Source organism: Lysobacter silvisoli, from assembly GCF_003382365.1.
Lineage (GTDB): Bacteria > Pseudomonadota > Gammaproteobacteria > Xanthomonadales > Xanthomonadaceae > Lysobacter > Lysobacter silvisoli.
On record NZ_QTSU01000002.1, the window covers coordinates 344,774 to 366,705 of the forward strand.

General features: G+C 68.8%; 18 protein-coding genes. 1 reads left to right on the forward strand and 17 read right to left on the reverse strand.

Annotated elements, in window-relative coordinates:
* Positions 1–86: 86 nt before the first annotated feature.
* From DX914_RS12695 to DX914_RS12755, 12 genes are all read right to left on the reverse strand, one after another.
* The gene (locus DX914_RS12695; RefSeq protein WP_115859492.1) at positions 87–2,429 is read right to left on the reverse strand and encodes a reprolysin-like metallopeptidase; all 2,343 of its coding nucleotides are present in this window, start codon (positions 2,427–2,429) and stop codon (positions 87–89) included.
* Positions 2,430–2,616: 187 nt separating this feature from the next.
* Positions 2,617–3,588: a phytanoyl-CoA dioxygenase family protein gene (locus tag DX914_RS12700; RefSeq protein WP_115859493.1), complete on the reverse strand. Its 972-nt coding sequence runs from the start codon at positions 3,586–3,588 to the stop codon at positions 2,617–2,619.
* 90 nt (positions 3,589–3,678) lie between these two features.
* Entirely contained in the window at positions 3,679–4,296 is a 618-nt protein-coding gene (locus tag DX914_RS20260) for a hypothetical protein (protein ID WP_158549284.1), read from the reverse strand.
* Positions 4,297–4,362: 66 nt separating this feature from the next.
* The gene (locus DX914_RS12715) at positions 4,363–5,136 is read right to left on the reverse strand and encodes a class I SAM-dependent methyltransferase (protein WP_115859496.1); all 774 of its coding nucleotides are present in this window, start codon (positions 5,134–5,136) and stop codon (positions 4,363–4,365) included.
* A 28-nt stretch (positions 5,137–5,164) separates the two neighbouring features.
* Complete coding sequence (locus DX914_RS12720) at positions 5,165–6,034, reverse strand: class I SAM-dependent methyltransferase (protein ID WP_115859497.1); 870 nt, start codon at positions 6,032–6,034, stop codon at positions 5,165–5,167.
* A gap of 37 nt (positions 6,035–6,071) precedes the next feature.
* Complete coding sequence (locus DX914_RS12725; RefSeq protein WP_115859498.1) at positions 6,072–6,983, reverse strand: NAD-dependent epimerase/dehydratase family protein; 912 nt, start codon at positions 6,981–6,983, stop codon at positions 6,072–6,074.
* 3 nt (positions 6,984–6,986) lie between these two features.
* Complete coding sequence (locus tag DX914_RS12730; RefSeq protein ID WP_115859499.1) at positions 6,987–10,382, reverse strand: glycoside hydrolase family 99-like domain-containing protein; 3,396 nt, start codon at positions 10,380–10,382, stop codon at positions 6,987–6,989.
* Positions 10,375–11,736 (reverse strand): class I SAM-dependent methyltransferase, encoded by a 1,362-nt coding sequence (locus DX914_RS12735; RefSeq protein WP_231118263.1) that lies wholly within the window; start codon positions 11,734–11,736, stop codon positions 10,375–10,377. The genes DX914_RS12730 and DX914_RS12735 overlap by 8 nt, the downstream gene beginning before the upstream one ends.
* Positions 11,733–12,323 carry a class I SAM-dependent methyltransferase gene (locus tag DX914_RS12740; protein WP_196778901.1) on the reverse strand — a complete coding sequence of 197 codons (591 nt, stop codon included), beginning with the start codon at positions 12,321–12,323 and terminating at the stop codon, positions 11,733–11,735. Before DX914_RS12740 ends, DX914_RS12735 begins: the two co-directional genes overlap by 4 nt.
* A 74-nt stretch (positions 12,324–12,397) precedes the next feature.
* The gene (locus DX914_RS12745) at positions 12,398–13,792 is read right to left on the reverse strand and encodes an ABC transporter ATP-binding protein (protein WP_115859501.1); all 1,395 of its coding nucleotides are present in this window, start codon (positions 13,790–13,792) and stop codon (positions 12,398–12,400) included.
* Between the two features lie 10 nt (positions 13,793–13,802).
* Positions 13,803–14,633: an ABC transporter permease gene (locus DX914_RS12750; protein ID WP_115859502.1), complete on the reverse strand. Its 831-nt coding sequence runs from the start codon at positions 14,631–14,633 to the stop codon at positions 13,803–13,805.
* A gap of 61 nt (positions 14,634–14,694) precedes the next feature.
* Positions 14,695–15,873 (reverse strand): cystathionine gamma-synthase, encoded by a 1,179-nt coding sequence (locus DX914_RS12755; protein WP_115859503.1) that lies wholly within the window; start codon positions 15,871–15,873, stop codon positions 14,695–14,697.
* Positions 15,874–15,925: 52 nt separating this feature from the next.
* On the opposite strand from DX914_RS12755, the gene DX914_RS12760 reads away from it, so the two are divergent.
* Positions 15,926–16,963 (forward strand): hypothetical protein, encoded by a 1,038-nt coding sequence (locus tag DX914_RS12760; RefSeq protein WP_147300663.1) that lies wholly within the window; start codon positions 15,926–15,928, stop codon positions 16,961–16,963.
* Between the two features lie 615 nt (positions 16,964–17,578).
* Here DX914_RS12760 and DX914_RS12765 read toward each other — a convergent pair.
* The 5 genes from DX914_RS12765 to DX914_RS12785 all read right to left on the reverse strand — a co-directional run bounded on the left by DX914_RS12765 (position 17,579) and on the right by DX914_RS12785 (position 21,931).
* Positions 17,579–18,520, reverse strand: a complete 942-nt coding sequence (locus DX914_RS12765) for a 2OG-Fe(II) oxygenase family protein (protein ID WP_115859505.1) — start codon at positions 18,518–18,520, stop codon at positions 17,579–17,581.
* Entirely contained in the window at positions 18,517–19,887 is a 1,371-nt protein-coding gene (locus DX914_RS12770) for a pyridoxal-phosphate dependent enzyme (protein ID WP_115859506.1), read from the reverse strand. The genes DX914_RS12765 and DX914_RS12770 overlap by 4 nt, the downstream gene beginning before the upstream one ends.
* Positions 19,888–20,104: 217 nt before the next feature.
* Entirely contained in the window at positions 20,105–20,323 is a 219-nt protein-coding gene (locus DX914_RS12775; RefSeq protein WP_115859507.1) for an HP1242/YdcH family protein, read from the reverse strand.
* Positions 20,324–20,666: 343 nt separating this feature from the next.
* Entirely contained in the window at positions 20,667–21,554 is an 888-nt protein-coding gene (locus tag DX914_RS12780) for an OmpA family protein (RefSeq protein ID WP_115859508.1), read from the reverse strand.
* The gene (locus DX914_RS12785) at positions 21,551–21,931 is read right to left on the reverse strand and encodes a DUF4398 domain-containing protein (protein WP_115859509.1); all 381 of its coding nucleotides are present in this window, start codon (positions 21,929–21,931) and stop codon (positions 21,551–21,553) included. Before DX914_RS12785 ends, DX914_RS12780 begins: the two co-directional genes overlap by 4 nt.
* Position 21,932: the final 1 nt, after the last annotated feature.

Consider the following 21,932-nt stretch of genomic DNA (forward strand, 5'->3'; position numbering starts at 1 on the left):
ACGCGCACGCCAAGAAAAAGGCCGCCCCAGGGCGGCCTTTTTCGTTTCGCGCCGCCGCGGATGCGCGGGCGGCGTGTGGACCGCACTCAGGGTTGCAGCGTCCAGTCCGCGCCGTATTGGCCGATCTGCGACTCGTTGAACGCGCCGCTGGCGTTGGTCCACAGGAACAGGCCGCGGTCGCTGGGGCGCTGCCAAATCAGGTCGGCGAAGCCGTCGCCGTTGTAGTCGCCGCTGGTGGCGAAGACGTAGTTGGTCGGCGTGCCCTGCGCGTAGGAGCCCATGTAGGTCGCGCCGTCCATGCGCCAGTAGGCCACGTAGTTGTTGGTGGTGTTGCGCCACAACAGGTCGGCCTTGCCGTCGCCGGTGACGTCGGCTGCGCCGATCAGACGCCAGTCGGCGCCGTACTGGCCGATCTGCGACACCGAGAAGCCCGAGCCCACGCTGATCCACATCGACATGGTGCGCGCGCCCGGCGAGTTCCAGACGATGTCGACGCGGCCGTCGGCGTTGAAGTCGGCGATCGCCGCGATCAGGTACTCCGGCGGCGGCGTATAGGTCTGGCCGCCCTTGTACACCGGGCCGTCCATCAGCCAGTAGGCGAAATAGCCCGCCACCGGATGGCGCCAGAAGATGTCGTCCTTGCCGTCGCCGTCGATGTCGCCCTGGCCGGCCACGACCCAGCCGTCGCCGTAATTGCCGACGTTGTACTGGACGAAGCCCTGCGGCTGCGACTGGAACGAGAACATCATCCGGTCGGAGGTGCGCCGCATCAGGATGTCGGCGCGGCCGCTGGTGGTGGAGCGGCCGATGGTCGACGGCGTCAGCGTGGCGCCCAGGCCCTGGTTGTAGCCGTTGGCGATCTGCGCGCCGTTCATGCTCCAGTACGCCAGGATGCCCAGGCCCTGGTTCCACCACACCAGATCGGAACGGCCGTTGCCGTCCATGTCGTTGGCGGCGCGGGTCGGGTTGGTCGGGATCACGTTGGCGCGGAACGCGGCGATCAGCGGCATGGTCTGGACCAGGCTGCGCACGTTGTCGGCGGTGGCGCTGCCGGTCGGACGGCCCTGGAAGCTGACGTTGGGATTGCCGAAGTAGCGGATCGCGCTCTGGTTGCTGCTGGCCAGGCGGTAGGCCATGACGGTGTAGAAGCCGTCGTTGGTCGCCTCGCGGTAGCCGTAGGAGTACGAGTGCGCGCCGGTGCCGCTGCTGTCTTCCGGGTTGTGGGCCTGGCCCATGTTGTGGCCCAGTTCGTGGGCGAAGGTTTCTTCGCGGCAGAAGTAGGTCTTGTTGTCGTTCTCGTTAACGTCGGTACCGTCGCTGACCACCGAGTAGCCGAACGGCGCGTCGCTGTTGTCGATGCCGCTGCCGCCGCCGCCGAGCAACCAGGCGATGCCGCAGCCGTCGTTCTCGGGGGTGCGGAACTTGCGCACCACGGACACCAGGTCGGCGCCGACCTGATCGCGGGTCGCACGCAGGGTGGTGAAGGCCGGGTCGACCGGGATGGTGCCGGTGCCGGACTTGTAGCCGGTCAGCTTCTCCAGGGTGTCGCCGTTGTCGGTGGCGTCGGCGTAGTTGACCTGCAGGCTGCCGACCAGGCGCAGCGTGGCCGGCACCTGGCTGTTGAGGTAGGCCTGGTTGGTGATGTCGACCAGGTTGTTGAGGCGGGTGACCGCCTGCGACTGGCCGCCCAGGAAGGTGGCCAGACCGTTGGTGTAGCCCACCAGCACGTCGACCGTGGTGCCGGCGGCAGCGACGGCGCCCTCGGCCTGCGCGCCGGCCGCGGCGGGGCCGCCGGCCTTGCGGGCCGCGATCGCACCGGCCAGGGACGGGGCGACGAGGTAGTCGGGCTCGTCGCCGGCGGCATCCTGCAGGCCCGGCAGCTTGCTGCGGTCGGTGGACACGAACCAGGAACGGCCCTGCGCCATGGTCAGGCGCAGGTTGTTGCCGTCGCCTTCGGGAATCACACCGAACACCGCCTTCTCGCCGAAGGTGATCACGGCCTCGTTGCCCACGCCGGCGCCGTCGAGACGGCCGACCCAGGTCCAGTTGCCGTCGGGATGTTCGACGTGGCGCTCGTAGTTCAGCTGCAGGTTGCGGCCATCGGGCGTGGTCACGGTCATCCGGCCGTCGGCGATCGCTCGCATCGCGTGCTCTTCGCTGATCGCCACCGGATAGGAGGTGTAGGCGCCTTCGCGGCGGATCGCGGCGCGGCGATCGTAGCCCAGCAGCACGCCGGTGTCGGCGAGCTTGGCGTAACCGGCGCGGGCCGGCTGCGGCACGAAACGCGCGGCCTGCGAACCGGACCGGGCGCGTTGCGGCTGCGGCGCCGCGGACGGCGCATCGCCGCGCGCGGCGACGCCGGCGGCGGTGTGTTCGGAATCGGCGGAATCCATGCTGCAGGCGGCGAGGCCCAGCAGGGTGACGGCCAAGACTAGATGTCGCACGGTTGTATACCCCGGAGTCTGGCCCGCGCGGTTCGGCGGGCTGGGCTCAAGGATAGCGCCAAAATTAACGTGTCAATGCGACGTCAGCGGCAAACTGCGCCGGCCGTCGGCCTTTGCGCCGAACCGCCGGCCGCAGCGCCAATCTGAATGGCGCCGACGGCGGCGCCCGGGTTCAGCCGCGCAGCGCGATGCTGGGCAGCTGGCGCAGGTCGTGCTGCCAGGAATGCTCGAAGATGTAGCCGCCGTTTTCGGCGCAGATCACGCCCTGCTCCGGCGCGCCCGGCTTGAGGAACGCCGGCGGGTAGGCGCCCAGCGAGGTGTAGTGGGTGACGTAGGACATGCGGGTCAGCGCCTGATCGCGGATCGCCGTGCCCTCGTGGGCCAGATTGCCGTGCCAGATCAGCGCATCGCCCTTGCGCGGCAGGAACACCCGCGGCTGCACCTGCATTTCGCGCATGCGCGCGTACAGGTACTCGGCGAACTGGGTCGGGTTCTTGTCGCTGTCGGGCTCCAGCAGGATCGAGCCCTGGCCCCAGTCGAAGAAGTCCGAGACGTCGGGACGGTGCGAGCCCGGGTAATAGGCCAGCGGGCCGGCATCGGGATGGATGTCCTCCAGCGGAATCCAACTGGCCGCCAGGTGCGCCAGCTTGGTCTGGGTGCGCACGTAGGGGTAGTCGATGTGGATCGGCTGCTGGCTGCCCTTGTAAAAAGTCAGCGACTGGGTCGCGCAGGGCGCGTCGTCGAAGACCACGCGCAGGAACTGCATCAGTTCGCGGGTCAGGCTGAGCTTGGCCGCGGCGTAGGAAATGGTCTGGATGCTGTTGAACTTGACCCCGTCCGATTCCAGGTCGGCGGCGCTGAAGTCGCGCACGTGGCCCTGCTGGCCTTTCAGCTCGGCCAGCAGATCGAAGTCCATGTGGTGCTTGCGCAGGTAGTCGATGTCGCTGAACAGGGCGTCGATCAGGCGCGGGTCGACGATGTTCTCGAAGATCACGATGCCGTCGCGCTGCCAATCCTTGAGCTTCTGCTCCAGGTCGAAGTCGCAGGCCTGCGAATACTTGTCCAGGTAGCGCTTGAAATCGGGACCGTCGCGGTCGATCCAGGGCTGCGAAGCCATCCACTCGTTCTTGCCGATCACCGCCATAACCACTGCTCCGATTGATACGTACTCGTAGGCGGGCGGACCCGCCGGAAACACCGGCCGCGCCGTAGCGCGCGCAGCCGTTCGCCGCCGTTACTTGACGTTGGCCACGCCCAGGCCGAACCAGTCGCACCAATGCACGCCGTTGGCCTCGTCCACCTCGACCTTCAGGCGCGAGGCCTTGCTGGTGTCCACGTCGATGGTGGCGGCATAGCCGCGATCCACCGCGACCTCGTTCGGGCTGCCGCCGTCCAGGCTCCAGCGCATGCGCACCACGCCGGCTTCGGGATTGCCGTCGCAATCGGGGATGGTGCTGAAGTCGGCGATGTAGGGCGACAGCGTCAGCGACTGCAGGCCCTTGACGTCGAATTCGATGCTGGCGTTCTTGCCGGTGTCCGGATGCAGCGAATAGCGGTCGTCCTGGCGCGGCGCGACTTTTTCGTAGGCATCGCCGGTGGCGACCACGCGCGGCGCGATCGCGGCCAGGCCGGCCTTGAGGTCCGCGGCGGCGACCGGATCGACCTTGGCCGGCTTCGCCGGCGCGGCCGGCGCGGCCGGCGCGGGCTCGGGCGCTGCCGGCGCCGCGGCGGGGGCCGGCGCGGCGTCGGTCTTGGCCGCGTCGGACGAGTTGTCCTTCCAGCAGCCGGCGGTCGCGGCGATCGCGAAAGCGCCGGCCAGGCCCAATGCAAGCTTCTTGTTCATGGTCGTCATGTCTCGATTCGTTCGCCGATACGCGGCGGTGGTGCGGGGCCGGCGCCGCGGCGCCGCCGGCCGGGTTCAGGCCCAGGATTCATCATAGGACGGGCGGCCGTACACGATCACGTCCTGGTGATCGGCCCAGGCGCGCTCGTTGTAGGAGAACAGACGCACGCCCTGGATCGGTTCCAGCAGGCGCATCATCGCCTGCGGTTTGGCCATCGAAATGCCGTAGTTGCCAGGCACGTATTGGCTGGATTCGGCCTGCACGTAGTCGGCGTAGCCGTAACCACGAGCGTTGTAGCCGGCCATCACCTGCGGCCAGCGGTCGGCGCCCAGGTAGGGGCTGCGGCGGTTGACGTGCTCGCTCCAGCGGCCATGCATGGTCGCCACCACGATGCCGTTGGGCGCCAGGAAGCGCGCCAGGTGCGCCAGCCAGCGTTCGGTCTGCTCTTCGGCCACGTGGGTGAACAGCGAGCCGACCCAGATCAGTTCGAACTGGGTGCCGAAATCGACCTCGGTCAGCTCCGGCTTGGACACCACCGGCACCGCGTTGTAGCGCTGCGCGCAGTAGGCCACGCCATCGGTGTCCAGATCGCATGCGTGGAACTGCGCATGCGGGAACATCCGCACCAGATGGCGCAGCACGCGACCGTGCCCGCAGGGCAAGTCCAGCACGCGGTCCACACGGTGCACGTAGCTGGCCATCATGCCGGCCAGGATCACCTCGACCGCGCTGCGGCCGACCTCGAAATACCACTGGTTGTTCATCAGGTCGTTCGGAGCGATCTCCGTGTCGACCGCATAGGCGTTGTAGTCGGCGACGGTCTTGCCGATCAGATCGAGGTTGTACATGGACGGTCCTGGTCGGGAATGGGCCGGATCAGCCCTTGCGCTTCAATGCGAAGCAGGCCTGGTCGTACTTGCCGCCGTCGAAATAGCCGGCGACGAATTCGAACTGGTCGCCGAACTGGCTGCGCGCGTACTGCTCGGGAATCCAGGTCTCGCCGTAGAAGCTCTCGTCGCGCGGACCGCCGCCGCCGACACCGGCCGACGACGCGTGGACGATGCGGCCCTGACGGTAGGCTTCACGGGCCGCATCCAGGTCGGGGAACAGCTGGCCCAGCGCGGCGATGTACGGCGACACCGAGGCATCCTGGGTCTTGGCCCACGCGCAGAAGTCGAAGAAGGTCTCGTGGCGCGTGGTGAAAGCGACCATGCCGCCGGGCTTGAGCAGACGCGCGAACTCCTGCATCCAAGCCTGGCACGCGGCCTCGGACAGGTGCGAGAACACCGAGTAGGAGTAGATCAGGTCGAAGGACGCGTCGGCGTGCGCCGACGGCGGGAACGGCGCGCAGGCCTGGAACTGGTCGGACTTGAACAGGTCGCGGGTGATGTCGACGAACCAGGGGTCCACATCCAGGCCATGGATGTTGTGCACGCTCAGGTGCTGCATGAACACGCGCGAGATGCGGCCCCAGCCGAAGCCGAAGTCCAGAGCGCGAGTGTTGCGGTCCAGCGGCAGGCCGATGCGCGCAGCGGCATCGGTCACGTTCTCGTAGAACGCGTAGGCCTGGCGCAGCGCGGCCTCCGACGACAGGCCGGTGGTGTTGCGCTGCAGCTCTTCGGTCGGAAACGCCGGCAGCTGCTCGCCCAGAGGGCTGAGCTGGGTCGAATTGAGGCTCTGGATCAGGGTGCCCAGCCAGGCTTCGCCGGCCGAAGTGGAATTCGCGGTGCTGCGGTTGTGATCCATGGGGTTCTCTTCGTTTCCGCTTGAAAGGGGCGTTCCGTTACTGCGCTTGCAGGGCTTGCCAGGTCCGCTCGATGCCGTCGCGCAGCGGCACCCGCGGCGCCCAGCCGAAACGGCTGCGCGCGGCCTGGATGTCGAGCACGATTTCCGACACGTCGAAATCGCGGCCCGGCAGATACTCGACGGGCAACGGCCGGCCGGTCAATTCTCGCACGAGCGCGCAAAGCTCATTCAACGACTGGCCGCAGCCGCTGCCCGCGTTGTAAATGCCGCAGGCGTCGCTGGCGCCCGCGCGCACGGCCAGCTCGACCAGGTCGTCGATGTAGAGGTAGTCGCGCACGATGCCGCCGTCGCCCCAGATGCTCACCCCCTCTCCGGCCCGGGCCTTGCCCAGGAAGGCGCCGATCGCGCCCTGCATGCCGGAGGTGGACTGGCGCGGGCCGTAGGGATTGGACGGGCGCAGAATCAGTGGATCCAATGCACCTAAACGCTGATACATCAGCAGGTAATTCTCGATCGCCACCTTGACCACGCCATAGGACGAGATCGGCCGCAGAGGGTGGTCTTCGTGCACCGGCAGCCGCTCGGGGTTGCCGTAGACGGTGCCGCCGGAGGAGAAGAACACGATCCGACGCACGCCGTTGTCGGCCATGGCCTGGATCAGGCGCAGGCTGCCGAGCAAGTTGCTGGACACGTCGTAGGCGGGGTCGCGGTTGGAACTGCCGGGCACGGTGGTGCTGGCCAAATGGTAGACGCGATCCACACCGGCCAGCGCTTCGGCCAAAACGCCGGCGTCGTCCAGGCCGCCATGGCGGTAGTCCACGCCGGCCCAATCCAGGTCCGCGCGCGGCGCGCTCACGTCGAGCACGCGCACCGCGGCACCGGCGGCGCGCAGCCCTTCGACCAGGCTGGAACCGAGGAACCCGTTGCCGCCGATCACCAGCACGCTCATGGCTCAGCTGGTCTCCAGATCGTGCTCGGGCAGGCCGAAGTGCGCGCGCAGCGAGCGCGCATAGGCCTCGGCCGCGGCGCGGGTGCGCGCGTCGACCGGGAACAGGGCGCGGGCGGCGGATTGCACGCGCGCCACTTCGTCGTAGTGCAGGCGCGCGGCCGAGCCCAAGGTCACGCTGGAGGCGTGCCGGCGATGGCGGTTGCAGGCGCTGGCCTCGAACGCCAGCTTGCCGTGCTGCAGCAGGCGCAGGTAGACCAGCCAGTCGCCGGCGATGCGGTAGCCGGCGATCTCGTCGATGTGCTCGCGCAGCACCCGCAGCAGCGGTTCGCGCCGGAACAGCGCGGCGCTGACGTTGGGCACCGTGTTCTTCACCGCCAGGCCCGCGCCGACCTCGTCGGCACCGCTGGCGACGTAGTTCTCCAGCCAGCGCGTGGTCGACAGTTCGTCCGTGTAGCCCAGGTAGTCCGGCGCCAGCACCTGGCCGTATTCGTCGATCTGCTCGGACTGGCTGTAGGCCATCACCGCGTCGGGGTGGCTGTGCAGCAGCTGGCTCAGCCGCTCCAGGAACTCGGGCTTGGACAGGTCGTCCGCCTCGGCGATCCAGACGTAGTCGCCGCGCGCCAGCTCCACGCCCTTAAGCCACTGGCGGAACACCGAACCGCTGTTGCGCTCGGCCGGCACCACCCGCGGCTCCGGCCGGATCCGGCTGCGCAGACGCTGCAGCTCGGCCAGGCTGTCGTCGGAGGAGCAGTCGTCGAGCACGATGATCTCGTACACCGGCAGGTTCTGCTCGGCGATCGAGGCCAGGCGTTCGGCCATGTAGTGGGCGTAATTGTAGTTCGGCACCACCACCGATACCCGCGGCAGCCCGTTGCCGCCCAGCGCGAGCAGGTCCATGGCGTAACCGCGGAAAGAGTATTCCGCGTCGATCAGCGCGGCGCCCGCAGCGCCCAGGCGCGCGCGCAAGGCGCGGTCGCCGGCCACGCGCAGCAGCGCATCGGCATAGGCATCCACGTCGAACGCGGGCACCACCAGACCACCCGTGTGGGCGACCAGATCGGCGCCGCCGCCGGTTCCGGCGAAAGCGACCACCGGAGTGCCCACCGACAGGCTTTCCAGCACCACCGACGGGAACGGATCTTCGCGCGAGGCCAGCGCATAGACGTCGGCGCCGGCGTAGTAGTCGTCGGTATCGAAATCCAGGCCCATGAAATGGAAGCGCGACGCGCAGCCGCCCCGCTCCAGGATCGCGTCGATGCGCCGCTCCAGATCGACGTCGCGGTGGCCGACCCAGACCACATGCAGGTCTGGATCGCGCGCGCAGGCCAGCACTGCGGCCTCGGCCAGCAGGTCCACGCCCTTGCGCAGGTCGGCATAGCCCACGGTGAGCGCGATCTTGGCTCGCTCGGGCAGATCCAGCCGCGCGCGCAGACGGTGCCGCGCCTCGCCCATGTCGTCCAGGCCGCGGTAACGGCTGCGGGTGAACAGGCCTTGCGGGCGCGTGACCAGCTCGGCGCGCATCGCGGCGCGGTCGACGAATTCGGCCAGTCCGTCGCTGACCGCCTGGGACGCGACCACGATGCGGTCGGCGTCGCGGGCGATCGCACGCACCGCTTCCTCCAGGCCGTACTGGCGGATCACGCCGGGCAGTTCGTGCACCAGCGCGACGATGCGCATGCCCGCCGCGCGCAGCGGCTGCACCACGCGTCCGGCCACGGCGGTGTTGGCGATGGCCAGGCCGAAGCCCTGGCGGTACAGCGACGTGGCCAGCGCAGCCACGTCCTCGCCTGTTTCGTAGGGCTTGTGCACTTTGGCCAGCGCGGCGAAATCGCCCTCCAGGCGGCCGCCGCCCTGCAGCAACACCTCCACCTCGACGCCCACGTCCCGGACCAGCTCGCGCACCAGGTTCAGCGCCAGGTACTGGGCGCCGTGCGGATGCGCGTCGTGCGAGACCACCAGCACCTTGCGCCGCGCGGTATCGCCGGCCAGCGCGTCGCGGGTGGCCTGCAGGTAGCCGTAGCCGTAGCGGCGGTCGGGCTCAAGATGCGCGCCTTCGGCCCACTCGTTCCAGGCGTTGATGAAGACCACGCTCTCGCCGCAAACCGGATGCTCGCGCGAGTACGCCACCGCGTGCTCCAGCCACTCGCGGTAACGCGCCGGCGTGGAGTGGGCGAAGCTGTAGCCCTTGCCCGGCTTGCGCGCCTCGTTGTCCCAACGCGGCACCACGCCCTTGAACAGCGGGTACTTCGGCACTGGCCAGTGCTTGCCGCGGTCGGCCAGTTCGTTGTAATCGAGCACGTGCCCGGTGTAACCGGGATTGACGATGTCCAGGGTGTGGTTGATCGAGCGCAGGCCGCGACCGAGCTTGTGCGGCGGGAATTCCAGGGCCGCGTCGAAGCCCATGGGCACCGGATCGTCGAGGTCGAACTGGACCATCGCCAGGAAGATCTCGCCCAGCCCCTGCTCGCGGCAATAGTCGCGCCACACCTGCAGGGTCTGCTTGCAGTCGGGCAGCAGCGAGGGCCGGTACACGATCAGCAGCGGCCGCCCGTCGATGCGGATGTAGCGCGCGTCGCGCAGGTAAGGCAGCGCGTCGCGGATGAAGTTCAGGTCGTTGTCGTGGGAGTAGTCCTGGCCGAGCAGGATGTCCTCGTCGTGGCCATCCCAGCGCCGGGTCCAGTTCTCGTTGGCCCAGCACAGGCAGAACGGCAGGTCGATGTCCGGGTTTGCGATCAGCTGATCGAGCGGGCGCTCCAGCAGGCGGCGGCCGGAGAACCAGTAGTGATGGAAGCAGAAGCCGTGCAGGCCGTAGAGCTTGGCCAGCTCGGCCTGGCGGCGCATCACGTCGACCACGCGCAGGTCGTAGTAGCCCAGCTCGCCCGGCAGGTGCGGCTGGTGGTGGCCGACGAACTGCGGCAGCGCCTTGGACACGTTGGTCCATTCGGTGAAGCCGCGCCCCCACCACTCGTCGTTCTCGGCGATGGGGTGGAACTGCGGCAGGTAGAAGGCGATGGCCTTGGCCGCCAGTTGCGCCGGCGCGGTCAGTGCGGCCGGCATCGGCACGTAGTCCGGGCCCGGCGCGGTCGCCGAATGCGCGCGCAGTTCCTCGACGTGGCGCGCCAGCACCGCGGCGGTCTTCGGCGACGGCGTCGGCACCGCGGCCGTCACCGGCGCGATCGCGTGCATAGTGGCCGGTACCGGCGCCGCGAGCGCGGCCGGCCGCCGCGGCAGGCCGCCGCCGTAGTCCTGCCAGCGCTGGTAGGCATTGGTCTTGCCGAACACGAAACGGAAATTACGGAACAACCAATCCTTGACCGCCAGCCGCTGCTCCCAATCGAACGGCAGCCCACGGTAGGTCGCTTGCAGCGACCGGCCGATCCATGACCTCAACTTACCCATGGGCTCTCCCGAGCAGGTGCTGCGACATCCAACGCAAGGGCTTGGTCAGGCGCCAGCTCAAGGAGTTGAAGACTTCGGTCAGTTCGCCCTGCCGCTGCAGCAGGTCCTGCTGCAGTTCGGCCTCATGCTGGTGCGACACGTCCAGCTCGGCATGCAGGCGTTCCAGCGAGGACAGCGATTCCGCGCCCTGCCGCGCCAACGCCTCCAGGCGTTCGTTCAAGTCCGACACGTGCTCGCTCAAGGTCGCCAGCTGCGAACCCTGACGGTCGGCGATATGAGTGGTGCCGAGCAGCTCACGCTCCTTGTCGCTGAGCACTTCCGACAGCGCCACCAGTTCGGCGCCCTGACGGTCGAGCTTCTTGCGCAGCGATTCGAGCTGTTGCTGCAGTTCGGGCAGCGCGTTGGCGCGCTCGTCGGCGCGGTCCACGCGCTTGAGCACGTTGGCCTGGTAGCTGTCGAGCTCGCCCTTGAGCTGGGCGATCAGCTCCTCGCGCGCGACCGATTCGCGGCCATGGGCGGCCAGCTGCGCGTCGCGGTCGGCGAGGCCTTGGTCGAGTTGGCCGATCCGCGCTTCGTGTTCCTTGATCACGTGCAGGTAGTGGCCGATATGGCTATCGCGCTCGATCACGCCCGCGCTCATCACCTCGGCGGTTTCGGCGTTGCGCACGCCATTGCCCAGCGATTCGAACAGCGCGTTGACCATGGTCCCCGCCTCGCTCTTGTCCAGCTCGGCCAGGCGGCGCACCGAATCGGGCAGATCGTCGCCCACCAGCAACACCCCCAGGCCATGGGTATGGCGGAACTCGAACGAAGGATAGCGCGCGCTCAGCTCGTCCCACAGCCGCCACACGCCGAAGTTGCGCTCGCGAACCTGGGTGTCGTGGAAAAGGATCACGCCGCGCCTGGACATCTTGGGCAGCCAGGTGTCGAAGTCGTGCTTGACCGCTTCGTAAGTATGCAGGCCGTCGATGTGCAGCAGGTCGACGGTGCCGTCTTCGAAGCAGGCCAACGCCTCGTCGAAGGTCATGCGCAGCAGCTGCGAGAAGCCGGCGTAGTGCTTCTGGTGGTAATTGAACAGGGTTGCGAACACGTCCTCGCCGTAGTGGCCGGCATGCTCGTCGCCCTGCCAGGTGTCGACGGCGAAGCAGTTGGTCGCCAGCGCGTTGCCCTTCACCGCCTGGCAGAACGCCAGGTAGGAGGCGCCGTTATGGGTTCCCAGCTCGACCAGCATCGAGGGCTTGAGCTCCTCGACCAGCCAGGCGGCGAACGGAATATGCCCCTGCCAGGCGCTGGGAGGCAGCTTGGCCGGGCGTATGCACATGCTGGCGTTGAGCTGGAATCCGGTCATGGTCATGCGCTCTTGTGCAGTCGGAACGCGGCCCGCATCGCCGCCTGGAACGCGCGTGCGCGCAGCCCCAGCGCCGGCTTGCGGAACACGCCCACGGTATCGCCCCAATCGCGGCTGCTGGGGTCGTGGTGATCCAGGGTCCAGTCCGTGGTCACTTCCAGCAGCTCGCAGCCCCCGAACTTCGCCAGCGCCCGGTAACCGTCCGGGTAGAACCGCCAGCAATCTTGCGGGTAGCGGTGTTCGGGACCGCGTGAAGGCGCGATCAGAAAGATGCGGCCGCCGGGCTTGAGCACCCGCACCATCTCCAGCCAGCTCATCCAGAAGTACTCCACGTGCTCGAAGGCCTGGCCGGAAATGACCAGGTCTACCGAGCCGCTGGCGAACGGCAGGCGGTAGGGCGAGCTGAGCACCACGTCCACGCCCGGGCCGGCCTCCAGGTCGATGCCGGTGTAGGACCACTTGGCGTTGCCGAACAGGGTCCGGTAGGAACCGTTGACGTCGTAGGAACCGATGTCCACGACCGAAAGCGGTTGCTGCGCGTCCAGATGGCGGGCCACCAGGTCCTGCATGTGTTCGTACGAGCTGACGTGCACTTAAGCGCTCCGAAGGGCCGGACGCGCGCGGCGGCCGGGCTTGGCGGGGGAATGGGGGTGCGAGGGGGACGCGCTCATGCCGCGCCCTCCCGGGCCTGCAGGCTGATCTCGCGGAACGGAATACCGACCAGCCCGGTGGACACGCGCGAACTGTGCGATTCGATCACCAGGCCGTCGTGGACCCAGTCGGCCTGTTCGTGTTCCAGGTGGGTGCCGTCGGCGACGGCGATGTCGAAGGTGTAGTGGCCGGGTGGCAGGATCGGCATCGCGAACTCGAACCGCGCCGACAGCGCGCCGCCCGCCCCCACCCGCACCGGCTGGTCCTGGTAACTCAGGTAGGTGTTGTCGCCGAACAGCGGCTGCCCCAGCCGGTCCTTGAGCAGGAAGCCGACGATGGGGCTGGCCAGTTCGCGGTGGACCTCGATCTCGACCTCCAGCCGCACCACCTCGCCGCCGACGATCCACGGCATGGGCTCGCCGTCCGCGTCGGTCAGACGCGCATCGGCGATGGTCGCCGCGCCCGTGCCGAAACCGGCGCGATCGGCGTCGAAGCGGAACACCTCGATGTCGTTGCGCAGCGCCGAGCGGTTGACCCGCTCGGTGCGCACGTCCTGGCGCGCCGGCTCGGCCGCGCCGCGCTCGCTCGCGCGGCGCGCGCCCGGCGTGCGCACGGACTGATCGTAGGTGGCCGCGTGGTAAGCCTCGCACACGGTCTTGGCGTCGCCGCTCATGCGCACCTGCCCGGCCTCCATCAGCACCGCTCGTTCGCACAGCGCGGTCACCGCGGTGGCGTCGTGGCTGACGAAGATCACCGTGCCGGTTTCCTGGAACTTGCGCAGGAAACGCATACACTTCTGACCGAAGAACACATCGCCCACCGACAAGGCCTCGTCGATGACCAGGATGTCGGCGTCGGCATGGGCGATGACCGCGAACGCCAGGCGCACGTACATGCCGCTGGAGTAGGTCTTGACCGGCTGCTCGATGAACTCGCCGATGTCGGCGAAAGCGACGATGTCGTCGAAGCGCTGCGCGACCTGCTCCTGGGTCAGGCCCAGCACCACGCCGCTCATGTAGACGTTCTCGCGCCCGGTGAATTCCGGATTGAAGCCCGCGCCCAGTTCCAGCAACGCGGCCACCCGGCCGTTGACGTCGATGCGTCCGGCGGTGGGGGTCAGCGTGCCGCAGATGGTCTGCAACAGGGTCGACTTGCCCGAGCCGTTGCGGCCGATGATGCCCACGGTCTCGCCGCGGCGGATCTCCAGCGACACGTCGCGCAGCGCCCAGAACTCGCGGAAGTACGCGCGCGGACGCCGGCCGACCAGACGCTGCAGGCGCGGCACGATCGACTGCTTGAGCCGGTCTTCGGGGCGGGCGTAGACCTGGTAGCACTTGGACACCGACTCGACCCGGATGGCGACCTCGCGGTCGTCCGCACCGGCCGCGGGCGACGGTTCGTTTGCGCTCATGGCGGGGGGTTCAGACGACATCGGCGAATCCATTGCGGCTGCGCTGGAACCACCAGTAGCCGGCCCAGGCGAACACCACCGCCAGCGCGGCGTACACCGCCAGGCCCAGCCAGTCCGGCAATTGCCCCGCGATCAGCACCGCGCGGCTTTGCTCGATGATGAAGGTCAGCGGGTTCAGCAGGATGTAGGGGCGCACGTGCTGGGGCAGCGCCGACAGCGGATAGAACACCGGCGCCAGGAACATCAGCGCGGTGGTGAACAGGCCGGTGATCATGGCGATGTCGCGCACATAGACCGAGGTGGCGGCCAGGATCCAGCCGAAGCCCATGGCCACGAACACCAGCGGCAGCACCACCACCGGAAAGAACACCGCCGTCCACGGAATGGCGTGGCCCAGCGCCAGCTGCGCCACCATCAACACGATGAAGCTCACCAGCGCGTGGAACAGCGCCGAGCCGATCGCGACCCAGGGCAGCACCTCCAGCGGGAACACCACGCGCTTGACGTAGCTGACGTTGCTCAGGATCAGGCTGGGCGCCTTGATGATGCATTCGGCCAGCAGGCCATGGACAATCACGCCGACGAACAGGATCGCGGCGAAGCCCGCGCGGGTGTCCTCGTGGCCCACGCCCCAGCGCGCCTTGAAGATGGTCGAGAACACGAAGGTGTAGATCGCCAGCATCAGCAGCGGGTTGAAGAACGACCAGGCCAGGCCGATCAGCGAACCGCGGTAGCGGCTGATCACGTCGCGCTTGGTCATCTGCGCGATCAGCTGCCAGTTGCGGCGCAGGCTGCCGAACATCGACACCAGGCCCGAGGGATGGCGCAGGTGCGGATTCATCGGCGCGCCCTCCCGGCCCGCGCGCCGGCGCGGGCAGCGCGCGTTGCGGTCGACGGCGCCATCAGGACAGGGCGTCCTGCAACTCGGCGCGCAGATCCGCGACATCCTCCACGCCCACGCTCAGGCGCACCAGGTTGTCGGCGATGCCCAGCGCGGCGCGGCGGTCGGGCGGGATCGAGGCGTGGGTCATCAGTGCCGGATGGTTGATCAGGCTTTCCACGCCGCCCAGGGACTCGGCGATGGCGAACAGTTTGCAGCGCTCCATCATCCTGCGCGCGCCGTCCAGGCCGCCCTTGACGTAGATGCTGACCATGCCGCCGTAGCCGTGCATCTGGCGCTTGGCCAGCGCGTGCTGCGGGTGCGCGGCCAGGCCCGGGTAGATCACTTTCTCCACCGACGGGTGCGACTGCAGCCACTCGGCCAGCGCCTGCGCGTTCTCGCAGTGCGCCTTCATGCGCAGGTGCAGGGTCTTCAGGCCGCGCAGGGCCAGGAAGCTGTCGAACGGGCCCTGCACGCCGCCGACGGCGTTCTGCAGGAAGGTCAGCTGCTCGGCCAGGCCGGCATCGTCGCCGACCACGACCATGCCGCCGACGATGTCGGAGTGGCCGTTGAGGTACTTGGTGGCCGAATGCATGACCAGATGCGCGCCCAGTTCCAGCGGGCGCTGCAGGATCGGCGAGCTGAAGGTGTTGTCCACCACCACGATCAGGCCGCGCTTGCGCGCGAGGGTGGCGATGCGTTCGATGTCGACCAGCTTGAGCAGCGGGTTGGTCGGCGTTTCGATCCAGACCAGGCGGGTCTCGGGACGGATCGCGGCCTCGAACGCGGCGACGTCGCTGAGGTCGACCCAGCTGAAGTCCAAGCCCGCCGAACGGCGGCGCACGCGCTCGAACAAGCGGTAGGTGCCGCCGTAGACGTCGTCCATGGCGATCACATGGCTGCCCGAGTCCAGCAGTTCCAGGATCGTGGAGGTGGCGGCCAGGCCCGAAGCGAAGGCGTAGCCGCGGCTGCCGCCTTCCAGGCCGGCGACGCAGCCTTCGTAGGCGAAACGGGTGGGATTGTGGCTGCGCGAGTATTCGAACCCCTGGTGCACGCCCGGGCTGCTTTGGGCGTAGGTCGAGGTGGCGTAGATGGGCGTCATCACCGCGCCGGTGCTGGGGTCGGGCGACTGGCCGGCATGGATGGCGATCGTGCCGAGTCCGGGCTTGTGCGCGCCGCCATCCGCGTTTCGTTCAGTCATTGCATCCTTCCGCTTCGGCTAGCATGGGCAAACGCGAATTCTACCATCGCCCATGCATTCGACCCGGCGTTTGCCGCCCGACTTCAGTCACAGTGCAGCCTTCCCGTTGTTCGCTTTCGACGCGGCCGGAGGGCGCGGCTGGGTGCTGCATTTCGAGCCCGCGGATTACCGCCGCGCCAGCTTTCTGGACCGGCGCGCCCTGCATCACCGAGATATCCCCGGCTGGGAGGTGGGACTGGAGGAAATCGAGGTCGCGCTGGCCGATCCGGCTCCCGCCGCCGCCCTGCCCCCGAGCCGCTGGATTTTCCATATAGGCCATTGTGGCTCCAGTTTAGTCAGCAAATTGCTGGATTTGCTACCGGGCGTCCTAGGGCTGCGCGAGCCCCTGCCCCTGCTCGCTCTGGCCCACGGCGCGGCCGATCCGGCCACGGCGCGTTGGCTTGCGCCGACCCGGCGCTTGCTGAACAGGGGATTCGCCGACACCCGTGCCGTGGTCATCAAGCCCACCAGCGTGGTCACCACCCTCGCCGCGTCACTGCTGGACGGCCACCCGGATCGCGCCTGCCTGCTCTGGATCGACCTGCGCAGCTGGCTGGCGACCATGCTGCGCGACCCGGGCCTGCGCGCGGACACTCTGGCGACCGAGCCGCTGCGGCTGGCCGGATTCGGCACCGATGAACTGCCTGCGGCGGACGGCGACGGCCCACGCCTGGCGCGGCTGTGGCTGGCCGAACAGCTGCGTTGGCAGCGCCTGAGCACGCAGCCCGGCCTGGCCGGCCGGCTCACCCACCTGGACTTCGCCGACGTGCTGGCCGACCCCGTCGGCGCGACCGCAGGGCTGGCGGCGCATTTCGGCCTGACGGTGCCGGAGGACTGGGCGCAACGCATCGGCGGCTCCGGCTTGCTGCAGCGCTATGCCAAGGATCCGGAGCAGGCCTACGACGCGGATGCACGCACGCGCGAATTGGACGCGGCGGCGCGGGCGCATGCGCTGGAGATCGAGGCAGGATTGCGCTGGGCCGACTCGGCGTTGCCGGCGGAGCATGCGCAGAGCGTGCTGCGGCGACTGGATCGAACCGCAAGGACTTAGGAGGGCGGTCGAGCGCTGCGCGCGAATAGCACCGCAGGTTCGCGCGCCCTCACCCCAACCCCTCTCCCGCGAGCGGGAGAGGGGCTAAAAGCAGCAACGTCGGATCTGTCCCCTCTCCCGTTTACGGGAGAGGGTTAGGGTGAGGGGGTGAGCGCAACGCGCGAATGCTCTTGATCCTCGCTCGGGCACCGAACTCGCCGCTCCAATAGAAGACCCGGAGGGCGGCGCACAGGACGTGCGCCGTTTTCCGCTCGGGCAGGATGCCCGATCGGAAAATCCCCGCGCCTACTCCGATCTCGCAGGGGAGCTCTGTCCAAGGGCAGCGTTTTTCTTTGGTTACTTTCTTTTGACGCTTATCAAAAGAAAGTTACCCGGCCGCTTGCGGACGGAAGCTTTTGCTGTTGCTTGGAGCTAAAAGCAAATCCCCCTCACCCCCCCCTTTTTCAAAGGGGGAAGACAAGCTAAAGCGGAAGCAAAAGAGAACTTGAGTTGCGGCGTAGGTGGGGATTCGCGTCGCAGCTTGCGCAGCTCCTACGGGAGGCCATCGCAGCATTTGTCGTAGCCGGGGTATGCGGTCGCGGCTTACGCCGCTCCTACCCCAAAGCGGCGGTGCGGTCAGGACAGGAAGGTGGTCATCGCGTAGCGGGTGCCGCGGCGCACGGGGCGCACTTCGTGCAGCAGCGAGCAGGAGAACACCAGGGCCGAGCCCACCGGCGGCGAATACAGGTGCGGGCCGAACTCGGGGTAGCGGAACTCGCCGCCTTCGTAGGCGCCGCTGTTGAGGTTCACCGACAGCGCGAAACGGCGATAAGCCACGTCCGGCGTTTCGTTGTCGCGATGGGCGTGGAAGTAGCCCGCGCCCTCGGGATAGGCCAGCAGCTTGAACGGATCGCGCCTGGCGACCTGGAACTGGAACACCCGCGCGATCTCCGGCAGCGCGCGCCGCAGCAGGCGCTCGTGCATGCGCGCGTCCAGCGCGGCATCGCGCGGGAAGCTCTCGCGGCGCAGCTTGACCGACGGGTCCAGCTCGAAGCGCTGCTCGCCGTTCTCCAGCACCAGCACGCCGGAGGCGTCGCCGCCGCCGCAGTCCTGGTCCAGGTGGCGGATCAGCTCGGCGCAGAAGTCGCGCTCGAACACATCCGGAATCTGCAGCACCGGCGCCGCGGCCAGGGTCTGCGCGGGCAGCAAGGCCGGCGCGGGATCGCCGGGCAGCGGCGGCTCGCCGGCCGGCAGCGCGCGGGCGACCTGCAGGCGCAGGTTGGCGTCGGCCAGCCACAGCACGCCCGCGCCCAGCGCGGCCAGCCAGCGCGGATCGGCGGTGTAGGCGCGCCAGCCCGGCGCCGCGGTCAGCGCGCTGGTGCCCAGGCACAGCGCCAGCATGCCCGCCGGCGGCGGCGGCAATGCGGCGGCCGCGGCCGGATCGGCGGGCGTGGCCAGCCACAGCGGCGCGCCCGCGCATTCGGCGTGCAGGCTCAGGCCCGCGCCCTCGGCGTCGCGCAGGCGCGCGTCGGGCAGGCGGTCGCCCGGCAGCCAGCGTTCGGCCGCCGCGGCGCTCACTGCACGCGCCGCCGCAGGAAGTTGAGCAGGTCGATACGGGTGATCAGGCCCAGGAACCGGTCGCCGTCGACCACGATGGCGACGTGGCCGCGGTCGAACACCGGCAGCAGGGTCTCGATCGGCGAATCCACCGCCACCTTGTCCAGCTTGCTGACCATGGCCGTGGACACCGGATCGCGGAAACGCGCCTCGTCGCCGTACACGTGCAGCAGCACGTCGCTCTCGTCGACGATGCCGACGATGCTGTCGCCGTCCATCACCGGCAGCTGCGAGACGTCGTACAGCTTCATGCGCTGGTAGGCGGTGACCAGCAGGTCGTTGGGCCCCACCACCACGGTGTCGCGCTGCGAGTACGGGCGCAGGATCAGGTCACGCAGGTCGCCGTGCTGCTGGCGCTGGATGAAGCCGTTGTCCAGCATCCAGTAGTCGTTGTACATCTTCGACAGGTACTTGTTGCCGGTATCGCAGACGAACACCAGCACGCGCTTGGGCTGGGTCTGCTCGCGGCAGTATTTCAGCGCCGCCGCCAGCAGGGTGCCGGTGGACGAACCGCCCAGGATGCCCTCCTTCTCCAGCAGCTCGCGCGCGGTCAGGAAGCTTTCCTGGTCGCTGATGGCATAGGCCCGCTTGACCCGGGTGAAGTCGGAGATCGGCGGCAGGAAGTCCTCGCCGATGCCCTCGACCATCCAGCTGGCGGACTTGTCCGACAGCGTGCCGCGGTTGATGTACTCCTCCAGGATCGAACCCACCGGATCGGCCAGCACCAGCTCGGTGCCGGGCGAGAGCTTGGCGAAGGCGCGCGACAGGCCGGTCATGGTGCCGGAGCTGCCGCAGCCGAACACGATCGCGTCGAGTTGGCCGCCCATCTGCTCGAGGATTTCCGGGCCGGTGCCGAACTCGTGCGCGGCCGGGTTGTCGGGGTTGCCGAACTGGTTGATGAAGTAGGCGCCGGGGGTTTCGCGGGCGATGCGCTCGGCCAGGTCCTGGTAGTAATCCGGATGGCCCTTGGCCACGTCCGAACGGGTCAGCACCACCTGCGCGCCCATGGCCTTGAGGTTGAAGATCTTCTCGCGGCTCATCTTGTCCGGCACCACCAGCAGCAGCTTGTAGCCCTTCTGCTGCGCGACCAGGGCCAGGCCGATGCCGGTGTTGCCGGCGGTGCCTTCCACCAGGGTGTCGCCGGGCTTGATCTTGCCGGCCTTCTCCGCCGCTTCAATCATCGACAGGCCGATGCGGTCCTTGATCGAGCCGCCGGGGTTCTGCGATTCCAGCTTCAGGTACAGCTCGCACACGCCGGTGTCCAGGCGCTGGGCTTTGACGATCGGGGTCTGGCCGATCAGTTCGAGTACGGATTGGTGAATGGCCATGCGCTAGGCGGACTCTGCTGGGCCGCGCTGGACGCGGCGGGACTGGGCCCATTCTAGCGGCGCTCGCGCACCCAGCGCCCTGCCGCGGACGGCATCGGCATGGGCTTATGGGATTCGGGAGAAAAACCGGTCGCGGGCGCCGGCGCGGCGCCGGTCCGGTAGCCGCGGGCGGTGGCGGCCGACGAGGATGGCCGCCACCGCCCGCGCTGAAGAAGATTCAGTGGTGTTGCGCGTCGTACAGGTGGGTCAATCGGTCTTTCGCCGCCAGTTTCTCGCGCTTCATCTGCGACAGGGTGACATCGTCGATGGGCAACACGCCCAGCTCGGCGTCCATCACCTTCTTGTCGAGTTCCTTGTGCCGCTGGTAGAGCTGCTTGAACTCGGGGTTGCTCTTGATGAGCGCGTCGATCTCGGGCTGCGGTCGTTCTTCGAACATGAAAGCCTCCTTCAGCAGAAATGCAAGCACCCCAAATAGAAACGCCCCGGCCTAAAGACCAGGGCGTCGCGGGGGGTCCGTGAGGGGCGCCAGGCGGGGCGCGGGGCCGACCTGATGCAGGCCGGCCACCGACTGGCTTGCGGTGGCGGGATCCTGCGGGATGGTCGTTTGCGTCATCGGCCTGGCTCTCGCCAAGCGGAAATCGAGCCGCTTGGGTATCCGACCCTACTCCTCCTTTTCGGGTCCGGCAAGGCCGGCCGTCGCGTTTCCGCCGATGCGGCACAGCCGGCGTGCCGTCGCGGTGCCACGGCGCGCCTTATACCGCCAACTTACTGATTTTTAACTATTTCTGACCGAGCACGATGTCGAGCTTGTCGCCCTTGCCGGCCTTGCCGCTGACCGCGATCTTGGCCGCGGGCGTGCCGCCGGCGACCAGCGCGTCGCGCACCGCTTCGGCGCGGCGCTGGGCCAGCTTGGCGTCGCCGGCCTGGGCCTCGACCCGCACGCTGCCGGCCGGCAGCGCCTCGACGTAGGCGGCCACGGTGCGCACCTGGGTGGCGGCGCCACCGCCCAGGCTGGACTTGCCGGCAGCGAAGGCATCGCGGCCCAGGCTGAAGACTTCGCCGCGGGCCTCGCGCCTGGACGCCGGCAGCTTGCCGCCGCCGACCAGTTCGGCCTCCTGCCGCGCCAGCGCCGCCTCGCGCTCGCGCGCGGCGTTGAGCTTGGCGGTCTGCGCATCGGTGACGGTGGCCAGGGCGGCGTCGGCGTCCTGGATCGCCAGCGCGTCGGCGGCGGCCTGGGCGCGCAGGCGCTCGGCCTCCTCGGCCTGCATCTGCGCCTGCAGGCGCAGGCGTTCGGCTTCGGCGCGCGCGCGCTCGGCGTCGCGGCGGCTGGCTTCCACCAGCAGGTCGCTGCGCTCGCGGTCCAGGCGGTCGACCTCGCGCTGCGCGGCCTGGCTGCGGGCGACGATCTCGGCCACCTGCACCCGGCGCTCGGCCACGTAGTAGGCGCCGTCGCGGTCGCGGCGGCCGGCTTCGGCCAGGGCCTGGATCGCCTGGCGCGCCTGCAGGCGCTCGTAGGCGCCGAAGGTGTTGAGCGAGGGGTCGGCCTCGAGCGTGGACAGGCGGCGCGACAGCCGCGCCACCTCGGGGTCTTCGGCCGCCTGCGCCGGCAGGGCGGCGCCCAGGGCCGCGGCCAGCAGCATGCACAGCAGGGTCTGGCGCAGCTTCATCGGGCGTCTCCGTTCTGCAGGCGGCGGCGCAGGTCGGCGATCTCGGCGCGACGCTGGGCCAGTTCGGCGTTGATCACCGCATCGCGGCTCTTGGCCCAGGCCAGGTCGGCATCGGCGGCGGCCGACACGGCCAGGCGCCGGGCCTCGTCCTCGCGGCCGCTGGACATCGCGCCCTGGGCGCGGCCCAGCGCGCTGCGCGCGGCGGCCAGATCCTGCGGCGCGTACTGGTCGGCATCGGCGCCGTCGGCGCGCGTGACCGCCTGCTGGGCCGCCGACAGTTCCGAGGTCGGCGGCGGCAGCGAGGCGCAGGCGCTCAGTGCCGAAGCGAGAACTAGGGCCAGCAGCGGGAAACGGAAGTGTGCGAAGCTTGCGGTCATA

What these genes read in the sequence shown, in the direction of transcription:
- DX914_RS12700 (WP_115859493.1), bottom strand. Translation starts at nt 3,588, where the DNA reads ATGGCGGTGATCGGCAAGAACGAGTGGATGGCTTCGCAGCCCTGGATC.
- DX914_RS20260 (WP_158549284.1), bottom strand. Translation starts at nt 4,296, where the DNA reads ATGACGACCATGAACAAGAAGCTTGCATTGGGCCTGGCCGGCGCTTTC.
- DX914_RS12715 (WP_115859496.1), bottom strand. Translation starts at nt 5,136, where the DNA reads ATGTACAACCTCGATCTGATCGGCAAGACCGTCGCCGACTACAACGCC.
- DX914_RS12720 (WP_115859497.1), bottom strand. Translation starts at nt 6,034, where the DNA reads ATGGATCACAACCGCAGCACCGCGAATTCCACTTCGGCCGGCGAAGCC.
- DX914_RS12725 (WP_115859498.1), bottom strand. Translation starts at nt 6,983, where the DNA reads ATGAGCGTGCTGGTGATCGGCGGCAACGGGTTCCTCGGTTCCAGCCTG.
- DX914_RS12730 (WP_115859499.1), bottom strand. Translation starts at nt 10,382, where the DNA reads ATGGGTAAGTTGAGGTCATGGATCGGCCGGTCGCTGCAAGCGACCTAC.
- DX914_RS12735 (WP_231118263.1), bottom strand. Translation starts at nt 11,736, where the DNA reads ATGACCATGACCGGATTCCAGCTCAACGCCAGCATGTGCATACGCCCG.
- DX914_RS12745 (WP_115859501.1), bottom strand. Translation starts at nt 13,792, where the DNA reads ATGAGCGCAAACGAACCGTCGCCCGCGGCCGGTGCGGACGACCGCGAG.
- DX914_RS12750 (WP_115859502.1), bottom strand. Translation starts at nt 14,633, where the DNA reads ATGAATCCGCACCTGCGCCATCCCTCGGGCCTGGTGTCGATGTTCGGC.
- DX914_RS12755 (WP_115859503.1), bottom strand. Translation starts at nt 15,873, where the DNA reads ATGACTGAACGAAACGCGGATGGCGGCGCGCACAAGCCCGGACTCGGC.
- DX914_RS12760 (WP_147300663.1), top strand. Translation starts at nt 15,926, where the DNA reads ATGCATTCGACCCGGCGTTTGCCGCCCGACTTCAGTCACAGTGCAGCC.
- DX914_RS12770 (WP_115859506.1), bottom strand. Translation starts at nt 19,887, where the DNA reads ATGGCCATTCACCAATCCGTACTCGAACTGATCGGCCAGACCCCGATC.
- DX914_RS12775 (WP_115859507.1), bottom strand. Translation starts at nt 20,323, where the DNA reads ATGTTCGAAGAACGACCGCAGCCCGAGATCGACGCGCTCATCAAGAGC.
- DX914_RS12780 (WP_115859508.1), bottom strand. Translation starts at nt 21,554, where the DNA reads ATGAAGCTGCGCCAGACCCTGCTGTGCATGCTGCTGGCCGCGGCCCTG.
- DX914_RS12785 (WP_115859509.1), bottom strand. Translation starts at nt 21,931, where the DNA reads ATGACCGCAAGCTTCGCACACTTCCGTTTCCCGCTGCTGGCCCTAGTT.